The following is a 17,854-nucleotide window of genomic DNA, read 5'->3' on the forward strand; positions in this document are numbered from 1 at the left end:
TAGAATTTTGAATGAAAAATTTGTTTCGTATTATCTGAAAACAAGATTAACAAACGAATAAATATCTGTCAACATGTTTAACAAAGATTTCTTATTTTTGTTTTTAAGATCAATGAGCAGCACTGTTAATAAAATAAATGTCATTTTAGCAGAAAAAAGATGCTGTTCTTATTATAGACTGATAATGAAGTTAATTGAAGTGAAAAGTACGGGACTTCTGTAGGAAAGCAGGATTGAAGTGACTTACGGAGTGCTGAGGAACTCAGCACCCGCTAGCAGAAAGCGAGTATCTTGAAAAAAAATTTCCCCTATAACATCCTCTTTTGTAAAATTATTCCTTACATACCAACATTTTTTAATGCAGAAAAAATTTTTCGCCATTTTCAGAAGGTAGATATATATAAGTAGGGAAAAAGTGGAAACGTTTTCAAATTAACTTTCTAATCAAAATTGTCAAAAAAGTTCACTAAAAAGGGTTGACCATTTATAAGAAAAGTCGTATGATTGACAACAATTAAAGAATATATAAAAAATTCAATTTTGAGTGATGATGCAGAATGTTTTGTTCAATTAGTTTTTTAGTTGAATGAACACTTATGAAACAGTCGTTCCAAAGGAAATGAATGGGAGTGATGGAATGCGAAGTGACATGATTAAAAAGGGAATTGACCGAGCACCGCATCGCAGTTTATTGTATGCAGCAGGTCTAAAAACGGAAGATATCAATAAACCATTTATCGGTGTGTGTAATTCCTATATTGATATTATTCCCGGACATAAACATTTAAATAAGTTCGCTGAAGTTGTAAAAGAGGCGATTTGGGAAGCCGGCGGTGTTCCCTTTGAATTTAATACGATCGGTGTAGATGATGGAATTGCAATGGGACATATCGGAATGAGATATTCATTGCCGAGCCGCGAACTAATTGCAGATAGCGCTGAAACGGTTATAAATGCTCATTGGTTTGATGGTGTTTTTTATATTCCGAATTGTGACAAAATTACACCTGGAATGTTAATGGCAGCTGTTCGAACGAATGTCCCAGCGGTTTTTGTTTCTGGTGGACCAATGGAAGCAGGAAAAACCCCGGATGGTAAAAACTTATCGCTCACCTCTGTTTTTGAAGGGGTTGGTGCAGCAAAATCAGGAAAAATCAGCTATGAAGAGCTGGAAATGTTAGAATCCAATGCTTGTCCAACATGTGGTTCATGTTCAGGAATGTTTACAGCCAATTCAATGAACTCACTGATGGAAATGCTCGGTTTAACTCCTCCAGGGAATGCGACAATTATAGCAACATCAGGAGAACGTCACCGGATTATTAAAGAGGCTGTTCAATACTTAATGAATTGTATTGAAAAAGATATAAGGCCGCGAGATATTGTAACAGAAGAAGCGATTGATGATGCATTTGCTCTTGATATGGCGATGGGCGGCTCAACGAATACTGTCCTACATACATTAGCCATCGCAAATGAAGCAGGCATTAATTATGATTTACAACGTATTAATGAAGTAGCAAAACGAGTTCCTTATTTAGCGAAAATCATGCCGGCTTCAGATTATTCAATGCATGATGTTCATCTTGCTGGTGGAATAAGTGCTATTGTTAGAGAACTTTGTAAGGTAGAAGGTGCATTGCATCCTGACAGAATTACTGTGACAGGAAAAAGCATTTATGAGAATGTAAAAGACGCTGAAATTTTAAATTCTCAAGTAATCAGACCAAAGGATAATCCTTATAGCCCTGTCGGTGGATTGTCCATCTTGTTTGGAAATATCGCTCCGGATGGTGCAGTAATTAAAGTAGGGGCAGTTGATCCATCAATTAAAACTTTTACCGGAGAAGCAATTGTATTTGAATCTCAGGAAGAGGCGCAAGCAGGGATAGACAACGGGCTAGTAAGAGAAGGGCATGTAGTTGTCATTCGCTATGAAGGCCCAAAAGGCGGGCCAGGGATGCCAGAGATGCTTGCACCGACATCCTCTATTATGGGGAGAGGATTAGGGAAAAGTGTTGCCCTCATTACAGATGGAAGATTTTCTGGTGCAACGCGTGGGATCAGTATTGGTCATATTTCACCGGAAGCAGCAGAAGGTGGACCAATCGCATTAGTGCAAAATGGAGATAAAATTTTCATAGACTTAGTGAATAGAAGTATTCAACTTCTTGTAACAGATGAGGAGTTAGAAAATAGAAAAAGAAATTGGATTCCACCAGAGCCTAAGATTACAAGTGGCTGGCTGGCAAGATATGCTGCTCTTGTATCAAGCGCCAATACGGGTGGAGTTATGAAAATTCAATTACAGAACAAATCGTTGACGAGGATAAAGTGATTTGATCAGGTATTTATAGAGAGTCGGGGATGCTGGAAACCGATAATACCCCTTATCATGACATCGCCTCTGAGTGCTTATCTGAACGATCCATCTAGTAGGATAAGTCGAGTCTTCTACAAAGACTTGTTACAAAAAGCGACATTCGTTGAAATGTTGCATGAGGTGACACTTGTAAGAGTGTCATGAAGTTGGGTGGTACCATGAAAAGATGCCTTTTCATCCCTACAAAAATGGTAGACTTCTATTTTACCATGCATAGGGATAAAAAGGCTTTTTGTTTTGATTAGGGTATATCCCTTTATCATATATCAATAAAAAAGCAGGAGGGAAAAACGTGTGCGCTAAAGCAAGAATGGATGGAAATGTAAAAACAGTCGAGTTAAATGGTGCAGATGCGCTCGTTCAATTACTAATGAATGAGAATGTGGATGTGTTATTTGGTTATCCGGGTGGTGCTGTCTTACCAATTTATGATGCACTATATGATAAACCAATTAAACATGTATTAACTCGGCATGAACAGGGAGCCATTCATGCGGCAGAAGGTTATGCACGTGTGACTGGAAAACCAGGTGTAGTCATTGCTACTTCAGGTCCAGGTGCAACGAATCTTATTACAGGTATTACAGATGCAATGATGGATTCACTTCCACTAGTTGTCATTACAGGTCAAGTTGCAAGTGCCGTAATTGGGAGCGATGCTTTTCAAGAGGCAGATGTAATTGGAATGACATCACCTATTACGAAGCATAACTATCAAGTTAGAGATTTGCAGGATCTTCCGAGAATTGTTAAAGAGGCATTTCATATAGCATCTTCAGGAAGGCCTGGTCCGGTAGTAATTGATGTTCCGAAAAATATTTCAGCACAAAAGATTGAGTTACCTGAAAGTGTTGAAGTACATTTGCCAGGCTATCAGCCAAATGTATCTCCAAATCCATTGCAAATTAAAAAATTAATGGAGGCCATTTCCTATTCTACTAAACCAGTGATTTTAGCTGGGGCAGGTGTATTGCATGCAAAGGCTTCTGAATTACTAGTACAGTTTGCAGAAAGAGGGAGAATTCCAGTTATTAATACGCTGCTGGGATTAGGCAGCTTTCCAGCGAATCATTCTTTGTTTTTAGGAATGGCTGGAATGCATGGAACTTTTGTAGCAAATACAGCAATATGTGAGAGTGATCTTTTAATTAATATCGGTGCCCGTTTTGATGATCGTTTAACAGGTAATCTAAAGTATTTTGCACCGAATGCAAAAGTTGTCCATATCGATATTGATCCTGCAGAAATCGGTAAAAACGTGAAAACAGATATTCCAATTGTGTCCGATGCGAGAGAAGCATTGCTCAAAATTTGTGAAGGAAACATTGTAACTGCTGGTACTGAAGAATGGATTCAAAAACTGCAGGAAGATGCTGAAAAATATCCTCTTTGGTTCGATAGAGATGATGAAGAGCTTTCTCCGCAGCATGTTATTACAAGAATTCATCATTATACAGATGGGGATGCAATTGTTGCGACGGATGTAGGGCAGCATCAAATGTGGACTGCACAATTTTACGGATTTGAAAAGCCTCATAACTGGATTACTTCCGGTGGTTTAGGAACGATGGGCTTTGGATTTCCGGCAGCAATTGGCGCACAGTTAGCAAGACCGGATAAAAAAGTTATTGCTGTTGTCGGAGATGGCGGTTTTCAAATGACTTTGCAAGAATTAGCAGTTGTTAGGGAATTAAATATTCCAGTTAAAATCGTAATTGTAAATAATCAATATTTAGGAATGGTACGGCAATGGCAAGAAACTTTCTATAAGGAACGGTATTCTTATTCCGATATTCAAGTTCAGCCAGATTTTGTTAAATTAGCTGAAAGTTATGGTATTAGAGGGATAAAAGTGACGAATGAGCAGCAATTGGAAGACGCCTTTTCTACCATGCTCTTAGATGACGAGCCCGTTTTAATTGATTGTTGTGTGAAGAGGCTGGAATTGGTTAATCCAATGGTTGCGCCTGGAAAAGGTCTCCATGAAATGATGGGGGTGAAGCCATGAAAAGAATTGTTATCGCAACGGTGTTAAATCAGAGTGGTGTCCTAAATAAAATCACAGGTGTTTTAGCAAAGAGAAAATTTAATATTGAGAGTATTACTGTTGGTCATACAGAAAATGACGGTATCTCAAGAATGACATTTGTAGTAAATGTCGATGATGATGCGCAAGCAGAACAGTTGACAAAACAGCTGAACAAATTAATTGACGTGATCAAGGTGCAAGATGTGACAGATCAGGCGATTGTTGCCCGTGAATTAGCGCTTGTTAAAGTGTTAAGCACAGCGCAAACACGCAGTGAAATTGGTGGGATTGTTGAACCTTTCCGGGCATCTATTATTGATGTAAGCCGTGATAGTGTCACAATTCAAGTCACAGGTGATAGTGAAAAAGTAGAAGCGCTAATTGATCTATTAAAACCTTATGGTATTAAAGAAATGGTAAGAACGGGGCTGACGGCCTTCCTAAGAGGCTCCCAAAAACAAGTAACAGACCTTAGTTCTTATTCATTACTAAAATAAATATTTTAAATTTTTAATCAAAAAGGAGAAGATGAACAATGGCAAAAGTATACTATGATCAAAATATTCAAGAAGAAGTATTAAGAGGCAAAAAAATCGCAGTAGTTGGCTACGGTTCTCAAGGTCATGCTCATGCGCAAAATCTTCGTGATAATGGTTTTAATGTTGTAATTGGACTTCGCGAAGGAAGGTCTTGGAAACAAGCAGTTGAAGATGGCTTTGAAGTTAAATCTGTAAAAGCAGCTAGTGAAGAAGCCGATGTTATTATGATTCTTCTCCCAGATGAACTACAAACGAAAGTATATAAAGAAGAAATTGAACCAGGTCTACGTGCGGGAAAAGCCCTTGTATTTGCACATGGTTTTAACATTCACTTTACACAAATTATTCCACCAGCAGATGTTGATGTATTTATGGTTGCGCCAAAAGGACCAGGACATTTAGTAAGAAGAACATTTGTAGAAGGTGCTGGTGTACCTGCACTTATCGCTGTCTATCAAGATGTATCGGGGGAAGCGAAAGACTTAGCATTTGCCTATGCAAAAGCAATTGGAGCTGCTAGAGCGGGTGTTCTTGAAACAACATTCCAAGAAGAAACAGAAACAGATCTATTCGGAGAACAGGCTGTCCTATGTGGTGGTCTAACATCATTAATAAAAGCTGGGTTTGAAACATTAACAGAAGCAGGTTATCAACCTGAAGTTGCCTATTTTGAATGTTTGCACGAAATGAAATTAATCGTGGACTTAATTTACGAAGGAGGATTGAAAAACATGCGTTATTCAATCTCCGATACGGCACAATGGGGAGATTTTGTTTCTGGACCTAGAGTAGTGAATGAAGAAACGAAACAACGTATGGGTGAAGTGTTGGCAGATATTCAAGAAGGTAAATTTGCAAAGAGTTGGATTTTGGAAAATCAAGCAAATCGTCCAATGTTTAATGCCATTAATGCTCGTGAAAGAAAACATCCAATTGAAGTAGTTGGTGAAGAGTTACGAGAATTAATGCCTTTTGTGAAAAGCCAACAAAAACAAAAGGAAGTGGTTGCGAATGCGAAAGGTTAATATTTTTGACACGACGTTAAGAGATGGGGAGCAATCGGCAGGGGTTAATCTTAACATTGTTGAAAAAATTGAGATTGCAAAGCAACTTGAAAGACTTGGTGTAGATGTAATTGAGGCAGGATTTCCTGCCTCATCCCAAGGGGATTTTCAGGCGGTAGAAGCAATTGCTAAAACCATTAAAAACAGTTCTGTTACAGGGCTAGCAAGATCTATCACTCGTGATATTGATTCAGCTTGGGAAGCTTTAAAGCATTCGGAAGAGCCAAGAATTCATATCTTTTTAGCTACATCACCCATTCATATGAAATACAAACTTAGAAAGTCTCCAGATGAAGTCTTGAAAAATGCCGTTGAATCTGTAAAATATGCCAAACAAAAATTTCCAATTGTGCAATGGTCGGCTGAAGATGCATGCCGCTCGGATCGTGATTTTCTCGTTAAAATCGTTACGGAAGTGATAAAAGCAGGCGCATCTGTTATTAATTTGCCAGATACTGTTGGCTACATTACTCCGAAAGAGTACGGGGAGCTATTTGAGTACATTCAGTCAAAAGTCCCTAATATTGATCAAGCTATTCTTTCCGCACATTGTCATGATGATCTTGGGATGGCAACAGCGAATACATTATCAGCAATTGAGCATGGTGTTCTTCAAGTTGAAGGCTGTATTAACGGAATTGGTGAACGTGCCGGGAATGTGGCTCTTGAAGAAGTTGCCGTCGCCCTTCATATTCGGGAAGATTATTACCAAGCAACAACGAGATTGAAACTGGATGAGATTAAGCGAACGAGCCAGCTAATTAGCAAGTTAACAGGTATGGTAGTTCCTGGGAATAAGGCAATCGTTGGTGCTAATGCATTTGCACATGAGTCAGGTATACATCAAGATGGTGTCTTAAAAGAAGCTTCAACTTATGAAATCATTACCCCTGAATTAGTTGGATTTTCGAGCAACCGTCTTGTGTTAGGAAAGCATTCTGGTCGTCACGCCTTTAAAGAACGAGCAATCGAATTAGGATTTGATCTTGAACAAGAGAAATTAAATGAGGCGTTTCAAGCCTTTAAAGAATTAACTGACCGCAAAAAAGAAATTACAGACGATGATTTATTCGCGATTCTTACTGATAAGCAAACAGATCCAGAAAATGTAAGAAAATATGAGCTTGAAAGTGTGCAAGTTCAATACGGAACGACCAACATTCCAACTGCAACCGTTAAAATTACTACTCCAGAAAACGAGCATATCCAAGAGGCTGGTACTGGTTCGGGCAGTGTAGAAGCAATCTATCAAACATTAGGAAAAATGGTTGAAGGTGAAGTGAAATTAATTGACTACAAGCTTCAATCAGTTGGATCCGGTAAAGATGCACTTGCAGATGCATACGTAAAAGTAAAATATGAGGATATTGAATCGGGCGGACGTGGTTCTGCACAAGATGTTTTAGAAGCCTCCGCGAAAGCATTTTTAAATGCGATTAACCGTGCTATTGGAACAAAAGAAAATGTATTAAATAAAGTAAATGTTTAATAGATTCGTTGATCATTTTTTCTATACAAAGGAGGGAAACAGATGGCAAAAAAAATTACCGTTTTACCAGGTGATGGTATCGGTCCTGAAGTAATGGATGGAGCTGTCAAAGTGCTAAAAGCTGTATTCGATCACTTCGGTCATCAATTTGAATTTGTTGAAGCGCTCATTGGCGGGATTGCTATCGATCTAGAAGGATCTCCACTTCCAACTGCAACATTGCAAAAATGTGCTGAAAGTGATGCGATTCTTCTTGGCGCTGTCGGTGGACCTAAATGGGATCATAATAAACCTGAATTGCGCCCTGAAAAAGGATTGCTAGGCCTTCGTAAAGAAATGGGCCTATTTGCTAATTTGCGACCAGTTAAAACATACGAACCGTTAATTTCTGCATCACCTTTGAAACAAGAGGTGATAGGAAATGTTGATTTATTAATTGTTCGAGAATTAACAGGCGGTCTATATTTTGGAAGACCGAGCGAAAGGCGCGGACAATTCAACGAAGAAGTCGTTGATACGTTACAGTATTCAAAAGCTGAGATTGAAAGAATTGTAGAAAAGGCATTTCAATTGGCTAGATTACGGAGAAAGAAATTGACATCAGTTGATAAAGCAAATGTGTTAGAATCAAGCCGCATGTGGAGAGAAATTGTGGATCAAATGGCATCCAAATATCAAGATGTTGATGTCCAGCATATGCTTGTCGATTCAACAGCGATGCAGTTAATTACGAAGCCAGAACAATTTGATGTCATTGTAACAGAAAACTTGTTTGGGGATATTTTAAGCGATGAAGCTTCCATCATTACAGGATCATTAGGCATGCTGCCTTCAGCAAGCTTACGGGCTGACGCTTTTGGAATGTATGAACCTGTTCATGGCTCAGCCCCAGATATTGCAGGACAAGGAAAAGCAAATCCACTCGGTACGATTTTATCTGCTGCAATGATGCTGCGTTATTCTTTTGGACTTGAAATAGAAGCAAAGCTTATTGAAACATCGGTTGATGACATTTTAAAAGATGGATATTGTACTGGAGATTTACAAATTCCAAATGGGAACATTTTAAGTACGTCACAAATGACTGAAAAAGTAGTTGAAAAGATCCGTGAAAATCATGCAATAAATGGATTAGCGAAAACTTATCAGTAATCAAGATTGGAGTGATTAGATGAAGCCGCAAACAATTATTGATAAAATATGGGATCAGCATTTAGTTCTTCATGAAGAGGGAAAACCCGATTTGCTTTATATTGATCTTCATCTAGTTCATGAAGTTACATCACCGCAAGCATTCGAAGGTTTAAGAATGAATCAGCGCAAGGTACGAAGACCAGATTTAACGTTCGCAACGGTGGATCATAATGTTGCGACGACGAAAGATCGAATCTCTTCTGATCCAGTTTCTAAAAAACAGATGTCAACGTTAGAAAAGAATTGCGAATATTTTGGAGTACCGCTTGCAGGTATTCATCATCCTGATCAAGGGATCGTACATGTTATTGGTCCAGAACTCGGTTTAACGCAACCTGGTAAAACGATTGTTTGTGGGGATAGTCATACGTCGACACACGGAGCATTTGGCGCGATTGCATTTGGCATCGGCACAAGTGAGGTTGAACACGTTCTTGCTACTCAAACACTTTGGCAAAAAAGACCAAAAACGATGCAAATAAAAATTAATGGGAAGCTTGGTTACGGTGTAACTGCTAAAGATTTAATTTTAGCTATTATTGGGAAATATGGTATTGGCGTCGGAACTGGCCATATTGTTGAGTATACTGGGGAAGCAATCCGTCACTTATCAATGGAAGAAAGAATGACCGTTTGTAACATGTCTATTGAAGCTGGAGCGAGGGCAGGTTTGATTAGCCCAGATGAAACGACAATATCTTATCTTCGTGGAAGAAAATATGTTCCGAAAGGTGAAGAGTTTGAGAAAAAGGCAGCCTATTGGCTTTCATTAGCAAGTGATGAAGGGGCAGAATATGACCGTACACTTGAATTAGATGCTAGTGAAATTGAGCCGCAAGTGACATGGGGAACTAATCCATCTATGTGCCTGCCAATTAATAGCACGTTGCCAGTTCCGGCAAATATTGAGGATGAAAATAAAAAACAAGCGGTTGAAAAGGCATTACATTATATGGGATTAGAAGCCGGACAGCCGATTAGTGATATCGAAATTCAACATGTTTTTATTGGATCATGTACGAATTCACGGATTGCCGATTTAAGAGCAGCAGCCGAAGTTGTGAAAGGAAAGCATGTACATGATGGTGTAAGAGCATTAATTGTTCCAGGATCACAAAGTGTAAAAGCACAGGCTGAAGAAGAAGGCTTAGATAAAATTTTCACGGAAGCAGGATTTGAATGGCGGGAAGCCGGCTGCAGTATGTGCCTTGCTATGAATGATGATATTGTACCTGCTGGAGAGAGATGTGCCTCTACATCGAATCGGAATTTCGAAGGTCGCCAAGGGACTGGATCACGTACCCATTTAGTCAGTCCGATCATGGCAGCAGCTGCTGCTATTTATGGGAAGTTTGTAGACGTTCGGAAACTTGATTCAGTTTTATCTCATCATTAAAAAGATATATGTTCATGTGCTCCTCAATCGGTACATTTCGTTTCAAGGAGGTTAATAGATGGAAGCGTTCAAGAAACATACAGGGTTAGTATTTCCTCTAAATCGTACAAATGTTGATACAGATCAAATTATACCGAAGCAGTTTTTGAAAAGAATTGAAAGAAAAGGATTTGGAGAATGTCTTTTTTACAACTGGAGATTTGATGAAAATGGTGTGAAGAAAGACGACTTTGAATTAAATCATCCTAAATATGAAGGCACTTCAATTCTCGTTGCAGGTGATAACTTCGGATGTGGTTCCTCGAGAGAACATGCACCATGGGCACTTTTAGACTATGGATTTAAAGTTATTATTGCACCTAGCTTCGCAGATATATTTTTTAACAATTGTCTGAAAAACGGAATATTAGCAATTGTTTTACCGGAAAAAGAAGTGTATAGTTTAATAGAGGAAGCAAGTAAACATTCTTTATATTTAACGGTCGATCTTGAGAATGAAGTCATATTTAGTGAACAATTTCGCATAGAATTTCAAGTAGATCCATATCAAAAAAATATGCTATTAGAAGGTCTAGATGAGATTGGGTTAACATTGATGCATGAAGAAAAGATCGCGGAATATGAAAAAACCACAACATTAGGAGTGTGACGGAACGTGGGGATTACTTACAAACTAAAGACGTTATAAGTGCATTTGAAAACTTATTACCAATTATTCATAGAACCCCTTTAAATCAATCAAGTACTTTCAATGATATGGCAGGGGCTCAGTTGTATTTTAAAATGGAAAATTTGCAGCGGACAGGATCGTTTAAAATTAGAGGAGCGTTAAATAAGATAACGAATCTATCTAAGTATGCTAAACGAAACGGTGTTATTGCGGCATCAGCTGGGAATCACGCTCAAGGCGTTGCTTTTTCGGCCACTAAGCAAGGCATTAAATCAAAAATTTATATGCCGGAAAAAACGCCAATGGCAAAAGTAATTGCGACAAAGGCGTACGGGGCAGAAGTCGTATTAACTGGTGAATCATTCCAGGAAGCATATGAGGCAGCAATTGAAGATCAAAAGATCAGTGGGGCAACATTTATTCATCCGTATGATGATTATGAAGTGATGGCAGGTCAGGGAACAATTGCATTAGAAATGATTCAGCAATGTTCAGATCTGAATACAATCGTTGTACCTATTGGTGGTGGCGGACTCATTGCTGGTGTTGCTAGTTTAGTGAAAAATTTCGCCCCGACTATTAAAGTCGTTGGTGTCCAATCAACAGGTGCTCCTGCTACTTATAATCGATTTAAGGGGCTTGGTAATCATAGATTGGATAATGTAACAGGGATAGCGGATGGTATTCTCGTGAAGGAAAGTGGGAGACTCACATTTCCACTCATCAACCATTATGTTGATGAGATTGTTACTGTTAGTGATGAAGAAATTGCCTCAGCAATTATCCTCATGCTCGAACGGGAGAAAATGTTTGTGGAAGGTGCAGGTGCTGCAGCCTTTGCGGCAATTTTAAGCGGAAAAGTAAATGTAGCTGGTAAACACGTTGGCGTGATCGTCAGTGGAGGTAATGCAGACATTGAAAAAATTCCATATTTTAAAAGGTTAGCAATGTCAGAAAAGGCTAAGCGAAAAATCGTTTCATTATAAGCACTTAAAAGGACCTGGCATCACATTATACATATATAAGGAGATTCTTGTATATGGCGGTGTGATGTCCGGCCCTTTATTAATTAGCTGAACACTCGAAAAAATCAATGATTTTGAAGGCGTATTTTGATACACTAATAGAGTAAAGGGGTGAAAAAATGGTTAAAACAATATTATTTGATGTTGATGGTGTTTTATTAAGTGAAGAAAGATATTTTGATGCTTCTGGATTAACTGTTTGGGAAATTATACATAGTGATCATTATTTAGGGTTGGCTCCTGATCAATTCAAGACAGTCTATCGTGATGAGGAAATTAATAGAATTAGGGAGCAAGTTTTCGTTCAAGATGAAGTACTTAAACTTCTGAAGTCTAGAGGATTAAATGCAAATTGGGATATGATTTATTTAACATTAAGCGATCAGCTTATCCATCTTTTAACTCAAATTAAAGAGGATGAAGCGGATCAAATTGAAAAATGGTTAACTGCTGAAATCAATTATGATACGATTGCAGAAATGAAAGCCGTTTTTTCAAAGTATGAATTAACATTGGATTTCACAATGTTCCTTGAAGATTTTAAACATACAACAGAAACGAAGCAGGGATTATTAAAAGTATTAGATAACATTGTATTTGACAAATTAGGCGTTAAAACAGATATTTTTAGTAGAAAAGGTGCATTATGGTCGGTTGGTGAACATGCCTCACAAGAATGGTATGTCGGCGATAAATATATTTTATCTTCTACTGGGAAACCATCTGTTCAGCCGGGAAAAAAAGGTTTTCTGGAGGAGGAAATTCCTTTAGCAAAACCAGAAGAAATTAAAGCGTTATTCTCAAATATCAGATCAAAAGGAATTGCACTTGGGGTTGGGACAGGCAGACCTCAGTTAGAAACATTTGGACCTTTTAAAGCTTTAGGATGGTTAGAATTTTTCCAAGAGAATCATATTGCTACAGCGGACGAAGTACTAAAGGCTGAAACAGAGCTTCAAAGTGATCTGCCATTAGCAAAGCCAAATCCTTTTACATATTTATTGTCTTTAAAAGGGACTGAAACATCGGCTCAAGAAATTGTTCATACAGAGCTTCCACTTAAAAATGGGAAAGACATATTAATCGTTGGAGATTCTTTAGCAGATTTATTAGCGGCGCAAAAGATGGGCTGTCTTTTTGCTGGTATTCTAACAGGATTATCAGGTCAGGAAGCAAGAGCGGAATTTGAAGAGCATGGTGCAGATTATATATTAGATTCTGTATTAGATGTACAAACAATCATTTAATGTATTAATATTGGTCAATTACTATATTCGCATAGGCCCATATTGAACAGGGCTTATGCATTTTTATTATTTAAAGAGAATCTAACATCAATCATTGAATTGATAAAAATAATGTTAGGTTTTATCACATGGTTGTTATTGTTAAATAATAAATGCCTCTATAAAAGAATGATAAATTAGAATAAAATAAATTATTGACTTTATCTGAATATTATTGTAATATTACAACATCAACAAAAAGGAGTTCAAGAAAATGGGAAAAATGGTCCACATTTGGATTGTATGAGCAGATAAAAGCACTTTTATATTATTATCGTTTTTTATTTAAGTATAAAAGACAGAAAATTTAAATATTTTACAAAAAAGAGGGGAATTCATAATGAAACAGGCAACGAAGGATTACCTTATTGAACGTATGTATAAAGCATCGATCGGTGCATCGAATGCAGTATTGGTGACTTTGGGGATTGGTCTATTATTTGAGACGTTTGGCAAGTTTTTAGGATGGGCTGGTTTTCTAACGATTGGAGCTGCAACAAAATCATTGCTTGCCCCCGCAATCGGAGCAGGGATTGCTTATCAGCTAGGAGGAAATACATTAATCATTTTTAGTGCAATGGCCTGCAGTGCAATTGGAGGAAATGCCATTCATCAAACATCTGATGGGCTCATTACCCTTGTTACTGGACAACCAGTCAGTGCTGTGTTAGCGGCTCTTGTGGCAACATGGGTAGGAAAACGTGTTGCTGGTCGGACAAAATTAGATATGATGGCAATTCCATTTGCTGCTGTCCTTGTTGGAGGAGTTGCAGGTGTTGGGCTAGCAGCAGTAACAACACCATTGCTGCAATGGATTAGCGGACAAATTACAGCTTCTGTAGATGGCAGTCCATTACTGGGATCAATGGTTGTTTCCCTTGTTTGGAGCATTTTGTTAATGACACCCGCTTCATCTGCTGCACTTGCAATTGCACTGCAACTTGATCCTGTTTCGAGCGCAGCTGCATTAATTGGATGTACTGTCCAATTCGTTGGGTTTACAGCGATGTCGTTTAAACAAAATGACCTCGGTGCAAATATTGCACAATCACTTATTACACCAAAGGTACAGTTTCCTAATTTAGTGAAAAATCCGCGACTTGTGATTCCGCCATTTATTTCGTCTATTATTTGTGCGCCAATCGCAACGATGGCTTTCCATTTTAAAGTTTCGTATGAACTTGCAGGACTCGGCCTTAATTCTTTAATTGCGCCACTTAATATTGTTGCAAATCAAGGATTAACGGGATTACTTATATACATTGCAACTGGAGTTGTGCTGCCAATCATCATTACTTTAGGAATCTATCATTTTATTAAACTACTTGGTTGGGCAAAAAGAGGAGATTTACAAATGGAAGTACAATAGCATATTTTAGTTTAAGGGGACTAATAATCATTAGGATCAAGGGGCTAACGCTTCTATCCAGATGATTATTAGTCTTTTTTTTACTGCTGAACATTCTATCATCATTGCTCTTTTTACTTTCGTTTCATCTTAAATAAGGATGCTTACGGGCCGCCTGCGGAAATCACCGTCCATATATAAAAAAGCATTCGATACAATGCTCGAATGCTTTTCTCTATCAATTATGAATATGAGTTCGATAAACGATTATTGACTATACTTCAATAAAGGGGGAGTCCTGAAAGTTATAACCCGTTGTTAATTCTAATGTTTGGATATCTTTCATTCCAATCAATGATTTAATGTTGTCAGCAACATTTTGCTCGATTTTTTTATCAAGTGTAAGAACCATGATGGCCTCGCCACCAATTTCTTTCCTTCCCACTTGCATTGTACCGATATTCGTATCATTTTTCCCTAAAATGGAACCTACTTGACCAATCATCCCAGGAATATCTTGGTGTTTAATATATAGTAAATGCTGCTCAGGGCGAACATCAATACGATATTCGTTTAATTTAACAATGCGGGCACCGAAACCATTAATGATGGCAGCACCGACTTTGATTTCTTTGCTATGTTTATGCAATGTAAGCTCTAAATAGTTTGAGAATCCTTTGTTTTTAGCATTCTTTTGAATATTGTAAGTTAAACCTTGTTCCTTCAATAAATGAATGGCGTTTACTAAGTTTACGCTCTCGCCAAGATGGTAAGTTAAAATGCCTTTTATAATAGTTCTTGTTAATAAACTTGTGTCCTCTTCTATTAATTCCCCAGCATAGGTGATGTCAATTTTTTCAGGTGCATCGTTTAATAATTGGATACCGATCTGTGCCACTTGTTCACCGAGCATTAAATAAGGCTCCATACGTCCTTGAACTTCCCCGCTTGTTTGCGGCATGTTAATCGCATTACGAATCGATTGAGATTCAAAAATATTGATGATTTCTTCACTAACATCGATCGCTACTCGTATTTGAGCTTCTTGTGTTGACGCACCTAGATGGGGAGTTACAATGACATTTGCTTGTTTTAATAAGCCTTCGGTAATTTTTGGCTCATTTTCAAATACATCAAGTGCAGCGCCTGCCACGTGTCCCGAATGTAAAGCAGCAAGTAGGGCGTGTTCATCGATTAAACCACCGCGTGCACAATTCACGAGGCGAACACTTTTTTTTGTTTTTGCTAAAAATGCTTCATTAATAAGATGTTTTGTATCTTTAATTAATGGTGTATGAACAGTAATAAAATCAGAGGCTGCAGCGATTTCATTTAATGTTGCTTTTTTAATGCCTAATTTGCTGGCGCGTTCTTCTGTTAAGTATGGATCATATCCTAAAATAGTCATTTTAAAAGCTTGAGCCCGTTTTGCAACCTCGGTTCCGATTTTTCCCATTCCGATGACGCCTAATGTTTTTTGGTAAAGCTCTACGCCCTTAAATTTGTCACGTTCCCAAAGACCATTTGTTGTTGACTGATGGGCCTGTGGAATATTTCTTGAAAGTGACAGCATCATTGCTAAAGTATGTTCAGTTGCTGAAATTGTATTTCCTCCTGGAGAATTGACAACAATGATACCTTTTCGTGTTGCCGCATCAACGTCAATATTATCAACGCCTACTCCAGCACGGGCAATTACTTTTAAATTTGCAGCATGTTCAATGATTTCTTTTGTTACTTTCGTTTGGTTCCTTACAATCAAGGCATCGTATTGATGAATGATTTCTTTTATTTCCTTAGGTGGTAGCTCCGTATTTTTATCGACAGTAAAATGTTCATGCTCATATAATTTCGTAAGTCCTTCGTCATTTACATTGTCGGTAACGAGCACTTTATACATGTTTTTTCCATACCTCCTGTGCGGTTTTAACAGCTAGACCAAACACATCTTTTTCGTATAAAGCATTTACAGCAAATTCAAGTGCTGTTAAATATTGAATAACATCAAATGGTGTGCAATATCCCATATGCCCGATTCTAAAGATTTCACCTTTTAACTGTTTTTGACCGCTTGCAATTGTCATTGAGAAATGTTCTTGTAAATAATTTTTAATGGCGTTTGCTTGCCCATCTTCAGGTCTAATTGATGTAACAGTAGGGGAAGCATCGGCATCTTTTTCGACAAATAGTGGAAGTTCTAATGCTTGAACGCCAGCACGAGTCATATCTCTCATTACTGCATGACGTTTGATCACTTGCTCAAATCCTTCTTCTTCAATCATTTGACAAACTTCATTCGCACCGTAAATAAGGGAAACAGGCGGAGTGAATGGTGTTGTTGTTTGTTCATCATAAGATTGAATATAACGATTTAAATCAAGATAGAAGCGTTTGGATGTTCCATTTTTAATCGCCTCTTTACCGCGTTGATTAACTGCAATGAAAGCAAGGCCTGGTGGAAGCATTAATGCCTTTTGTGAACCAGAGACTAGAATATCAATTTGATATTCTTCCATATTCACAGGGACACCGCCAATACAGCTAACACCGTCGACGATAAATAGAGCATCACTTATGCGTTTTGTCACTTCGCCAAGTTCCTTAATAGGATTTAAGACAGCTGTTGAAGTTTCACAATAAGTAGCAAATACAGCTTTAATCGGCTGATTTACTGTTTTTAAATAGTCTTCTAGCTCTTCAGGTTGGCAAGTTTTTCCCCATGTTATGTTTAAACGGTGGACTTCAGCGCCATATGCTTCACAAATTGAAGCGAATCGTTCGCCAAAAACTCCTGTGACAACAACGACTACATGATCACCTTCGTTAATAACATTGCACACTGCGCTTTCTAAAGCAGAAGTTCCACTGCCCGCTACAATAATAACAGGCTCCTTTGTACCAAAAACAGGCTGAAGTCTTGTCGCAACCTCTTCAAGATTTTTAGAGAAAACTTTGCTGCGATGGGCTACCATCGGCTGACTCATAGCTTTTTGAACTCGTTCTGGAATTGGTGTTGGACCAGGTGTAAATAAAGAATCTTTACAAAATAGCATTTTGTTCATCCTTTCACTTTTGAAAAAATAGAATGTATAGAACGGGTTATAATGCCGTCCATAAAAATAAAACGCCCCTCATAGCAAATACATATTGCTATGAGGGACGTTATTAACCGTGGTACCACCCTCGTTTACTACTTTTAAATAGTCTCGACTAGATAACGGCGATGCCGGGGCAACCTACTGTTATTTCAGCTGACCAGTTCAGAAGCGCTAGGTTTGTATAGATGAAGTATCGGTTTGCAGCGAACACCGACTCTCTGAAACTTTATCTATACACCTTCTTCATCATTACTTGTTTTGTATTTTTGAGAATAGGATGTTTATTTCGATAATTCCCTGTTGACGTTATTCTAACATCATGATTCGACAGTG

13 protein-coding genes and 2 other annotated features (1 of these 15 running past the window's edge) are annotated in these 17,854 nt (G+C 38.1%); of the genes, 11 read left to right on the forward strand and 2 right to left on the reverse strand.

All coding sequences use genetic code 11. The annotated features are described in order from the left end of the window. Positions 1-10: a binding site (T-box leader), on the reverse strand; it reaches 230 nt to the left of the window's first position. Between the two features lie 627 nt (positions 11-637). The 11 genes from ilvD to G4D61_RS09420 all read left to right on the forward strand — a co-directional run bounded on the left by ilvD (position 638) and on the right by G4D61_RS09420 (position 14,444). Then, a complete protein-coding gene (gene ilvD, locus G4D61_RS09370) occupies positions 638-2,338 on the forward strand; it encodes a dihydroxy-acid dehydratase (RefSeq protein WP_163173776.1) in 1,701 nt (566 codons plus the stop codon). A gap of 355 nt (positions 2,339-2,693) precedes the next feature. Next, positions 2,694-4,391 carry a biosynthetic-type acetolactate synthase large subunit gene (ilvB, locus tag G4D61_RS09375; RefSeq protein WP_163173807.1) on the forward strand — a complete coding sequence of 566 codons (1,698 nt, stop codon included), beginning with the start codon at positions 2,694-2,696 and terminating at the stop codon, positions 4,389-4,391. After that, positions 4,388-4,909 (forward strand): acetolactate synthase small subunit, encoded by a 522-nt coding sequence (gene ilvN, locus G4D61_RS09380; RefSeq protein WP_025728071.1) that lies wholly within the window; start codon positions 4,388-4,390, stop codon positions 4,907-4,909. Before ilvB ends, ilvN begins: the two co-directional genes overlap by 4 nt. A 38-nt stretch (positions 4,910-4,947) precedes the next feature. Then, positions 4,948-5,976, forward strand: coding sequence for a ketol-acid reductoisomerase (gene ilvC, locus G4D61_RS09385; protein WP_025728069.1), 1,029 nt, complete (start codon positions 4,948-4,950; stop codon positions 5,974-5,976). Beyond that, positions 5,963-7,504: a 2-isopropylmalate synthase gene (locus tag G4D61_RS09390; RefSeq protein WP_025728067.1), complete on the forward strand. Its 1,542-nt coding sequence runs from the start codon at positions 5,963-5,965 to the stop codon at positions 7,502-7,504. The genes ilvC and G4D61_RS09390 overlap by 14 nt, the downstream gene beginning before the upstream one ends. Before the next feature lie 42 nt (positions 7,505-7,546). After that, positions 7,547-8,656, forward strand: a complete 1,110-nt coding sequence (gene leuB, locus G4D61_RS09395; RefSeq protein WP_025728065.1) for a 3-isopropylmalate dehydrogenase — start codon at positions 7,547-7,549, stop codon at positions 8,654-8,656. 19 nt (positions 8,657-8,675) lie between these two features. Then, entirely contained in the window at positions 8,676-10,094 is a 1,419-nt protein-coding gene (gene leuC, locus G4D61_RS09400) for a 3-isopropylmalate dehydratase large subunit (protein WP_025728063.1), read from the forward strand. A gap of 58 nt (positions 10,095-10,152) precedes the next feature. Further along, complete coding sequence (leuD, locus tag G4D61_RS09405) at positions 10,153-10,743, forward strand: 3-isopropylmalate dehydratase small subunit (protein ID WP_163173778.1); 591 nt, start codon at positions 10,153-10,155, stop codon at positions 10,741-10,743. Continuing rightward, positions 10,740-11,750, forward strand: a complete 1,011-nt coding sequence (ilvA, locus tag G4D61_RS09410) for a threonine ammonia-lyase (RefSeq protein ID WP_025728059.1) — start codon at positions 10,740-10,742, stop codon at positions 11,748-11,750. The genes leuD and ilvA overlap by 4 nt, the downstream gene beginning before the upstream one ends. 158 nt (positions 11,751-11,908) lie before the next feature. Continuing rightward, positions 11,909-13,036, forward strand: coding sequence for an HAD family hydrolase (locus tag G4D61_RS09415; RefSeq protein ID WP_163173780.1), 1,128 nt, complete (start codon positions 11,909-11,911; stop codon positions 13,034-13,036). 379 nt (positions 13,037-13,415) lie between these two features. After that, positions 13,416-14,444, forward strand: coding sequence for a PTS sugar transporter subunit IIC (locus G4D61_RS09420; RefSeq protein WP_025728053.1), 1,029 nt, complete (start codon positions 13,416-13,418; stop codon positions 14,442-14,444). Positions 14,445-14,697: 253 nt separating this feature from the next. On the opposite strand, the gene serA is transcribed toward G4D61_RS09420, so the two are convergent. Next, the gene (gene serA, locus G4D61_RS09425) at positions 14,698-16,323 is read right to left on the reverse strand and encodes a phosphoglycerate dehydrogenase (RefSeq protein ID WP_163173782.1); all 1,626 of its coding nucleotides are present in this window, start codon (positions 16,321-16,323) and stop codon (positions 14,698-14,700) included. Beyond that, on the reverse strand, positions 16,316-17,476 hold the full coding sequence (locus G4D61_RS09430; protein WP_163173784.1) for a pyridoxal-phosphate-dependent aminotransferase family protein: 1,161 nt from the start codon (positions 17,474-17,476) through the stop codon (positions 16,316-16,318). Before G4D61_RS09430 ends, serA begins: the two co-directional genes overlap by 8 nt. A gap of 99 nt (positions 17,477-17,575) precedes the next feature. Next, positions 17,576-17,780 (reverse strand) — a binding site (T-box leader). Between the last annotated feature and the right edge of the window lie 74 nt (positions 17,781-17,854).

This window comes from Heyndrickxia ginsengihumi (genome assembly GCF_011008565.1).
GTDB classification, from domain to species: domain Bacteria; phylum Bacillota; class Bacilli; order Bacillales; family Bacillaceae_C; genus Weizmannia; species Weizmannia ginsengihumi.